Consider the following 2,611-nt stretch of genomic DNA (forward strand, 5'->3'; position numbering starts at 1 on the left):
TGCAGGATACCTGCATGACGAAGTTTGCGTAATTTAGCGGCAGGTGAGCATAGAGAGCCGGAGAATTTAGCAACCAGTGCAGGAATCAGGGAGAGGGAGTTCTCGGCAAATGCCTGTCCCAGAGCCACGGCAGTCGACGTTGCCATGGGAACAAGTGCTCGTCTTCGGCCTAGTGATGGACGGTGAATCGTGGAGGGACGTCCTCCAGGGGATGGCAGGCGAGTTGGAGTGTCGCGGTGTGGTCTCGAAGGAATACGTCTCCGCCCTGTTACAGCGCGAAGAACAGTTCCCCACCGGCCTCCCCACTGAACCGGTCGGGGTGGCCATCCCACACGCGGACGCTCAGTTCGTCCGTAGTCCAGCTATCGCCGTGGCAAAGCTCCGCCGACCGGTCTTATTTCGACGCATGGATTTGCCGTCAACTGAGGTTGCGGTGAGTCTGGTGGTGATGCTGGCTATCCACCAAGCCGAGTGGCAGGTGCGGCTGCTCGAAGCAGTGGCTCGAGTCTTGCAAGATCCGGGGCTGATCGGGGAACTCGCTTCCGCCACGTCCGGGGACGAGCTTCGGCAAGTCTTTCTAGCAAGTCTACGCGGCTGTGAGGCTGGAGATGAATCGGCGGGACCAAGCCGCAAGACAGGGGGGCTGTGTTGTGAAGCAGACGTATGACCCTGCGATATTCGAGCACATCATGGAAGGGCTGGAGACTGACCAGCACGTTGTAGCAACTTACTACTTCGAACAGGAAGACGTGACCGACCACTTGGAACTTGTAGGTTTCATGACCCTGGAGGCGTCCACAGGGGGCTGGATCGATTTTCCGGGTGAGACGCCGGACGTGAGGAAGAACCTGGGGGCCAAGGTCGTGGGGTACTACCCGGTTCCTCAGGTGCGGGAAGGCGTCAAGGGTGCCATCGTTCAAGTAGCGTTCCCCTTGAAGGGCCCGGTCGGATGGGAAGGGGACATTCCCATGCTCCTCACCGCGGTGGCCGGGAACATCACCTCAATGCCTGGGCGGGTGATACTGGAGGACATATGGTTTCCCAAGTCACTGTGCAACGTTTTTCCCGGGCCGAGGTTCGGTGTGGACGGGATTAGAGAGCTTCTTGGCGTGCCGGATCGCCCACTGGTTAACATGATGATCAAACCTAAATTGGGTCTCCCCCCGAAGGTCATCGCCGAGATGTGTTACGAGGCGGCCATGGGTGGGGTGGACCACATCAAGGATGACGAGATGCTGGCCGAGACCTATAACTGTACGTTCGAAGATCGGGTGCGGGAAGTCGTCAGGGCACTGCGGCGGGCCTATGAGGAATGCGGCAAGAAAGTCATTTACACGGTCAACGTAACCGACCGCACGGGCAGGGTGCTCGATAAGGCCCGCAAGGCGGTAGAAATGGGTGCCAGCGGGGTCATGGTCAACTTCCCGTGCGGGCTGGAGACCCTTCGTTCCCTCGCCGAAGACGCGAGCATCGGAGTGCCCATTCTCTTTCACCCGGCCGGTTCCGAGTCGGTAACCCGGATTTCACGCGTGGTGTGGGCCAAGCTGGCGCGCCTCTGCGGCGCGGACATCTACCTGCCCGGATCCGCTTGGGTCAAGTGGGCCACTGTGGCAGAACTCGAGAGGTACGTGAGGGCCAAGCATGCGCTGCAGGCCAAGTTCTACGACCTGCCCAAGACCTTTGCCCTCCTTTCCTCCGTAGCCGGGAAGGTTCCGGTGTTCGTGGCGGACTACGGAACGGACGTCATCCTGGGGGGTGGAGCCGCAATCCATGGGCACCCGGCTGGGATCCGCGCTGGCGTGCGTGCGATCCGGCAAGCGATAGACGCAGTGACATCTGGTCAGCCTCTCGATGAGTATGCGGAGGAACACGAAGAACTCCGCCTCGCCCTTGAGCGGTTCGGCAAGTTCGAGCGGCCGAGGGAGAAGCGGTATTGATGGGGGCATGGACGTGATGACTCGTACTTTCCGTGCAGCGCTGGTCTACGGCGTAGGGGACGTGAGGGTTGAAGAGCTTCCGTGGACTGACCCCGGTCCCAATGACGTAGTTATAGCCGTCCACGAAGCCAGCATCTGCCCATCAGACCTGAGGGAATACCGGGGCATTAAAGAAATGCACCAACCGGTGAGGGTAGGCCACGAGTTTGCGGGTACTGTTGCAGCCGTGGGGTCGCACGTAAGGAGCTGCAAGGAAGGAGACAGGGTGACTGCTTACTCATGGTTGCCTTGTTACCGTTGCTACCAGTGCCGCCGAGGAAAGTTTTCCGCCTGCTACAACCGGGTGTCGTACATGGGCGCCTTCGCGGAGTACATCACGGTGCACGAAACGGCCGTGCTCCCTGTCCCGGATCATGTCTCTTTCGGGGAGGCTTCGTGCACGGAGCCGCTTGCGAGCGTCGTGAAGGCAGACCAGGAGATCTGCCACGTTACCGCCGGGGACACGGTAGTTGTCTACGGCTTGGGCCCGATGGGATGCCTGCATGTCCAAGTCTGCCGCCTGTTGGGGGCGTTTGTGGTCGGGATTGACTTGCAGCCCGAGCGGCGACGGCTTGCGCAGAAGCTAGGGGCCGTAGTGGTCATAGATCCCGGTACGGACGACCCGGTCACAGCGG

3 protein-coding genes and 1 pseudogene are annotated in these 2,611 nt (G+C 60.6%); all 4 read left to right on the forward strand.

Going from position 1 to position 2,611, the window contains the following annotated elements; translation table 11 throughout:
• Positions 1–175: 175 nt before the first annotated feature.
• Entirely contained in the window at positions 176–667 is a 492-nt protein-coding gene (locus AB1609_20755; protein ID MEW6048874.1) for a PTS sugar transporter subunit IIA, read from the forward strand.
• The gene (locus AB1609_20760) at positions 651–1,937 is read left to right on the forward strand and encodes a RuBisCO large subunit C-terminal-like domain-containing protein (GenBank protein ID MEW6048875.1); all 1,287 of its coding nucleotides are present in this window, start codon (positions 651–653) and stop codon (positions 1,935–1,937) included. The genes AB1609_20755 and AB1609_20760 overlap by 17 nt, the downstream gene beginning before the upstream one ends.
• Positions 1,938–1,953: 16 nt before the next feature.
• Positions 1,954–2,280, forward strand: a pseudogene (locus AB1609_20765) (alcohol dehydrogenase catalytic domain-containing protein).
• A gap of 9 nt (positions 2,281–2,289) precedes the next feature.
• The coding region (locus AB1609_20770) for a zinc-binding dehydrogenase (GenBank protein MEW6048876.1) at positions 2,290–2,611 on the forward strand (322 nt) is incomplete at its 3' end.

The sequence above is a fragment of the Bacillota bacterium genome (assembly GCA_040754675.1).
Classification (GTDB): domain Bacteria; phylum Bacillota; class Limnochordia; order Limnochordales; family Geochordaceae; genus Geochorda.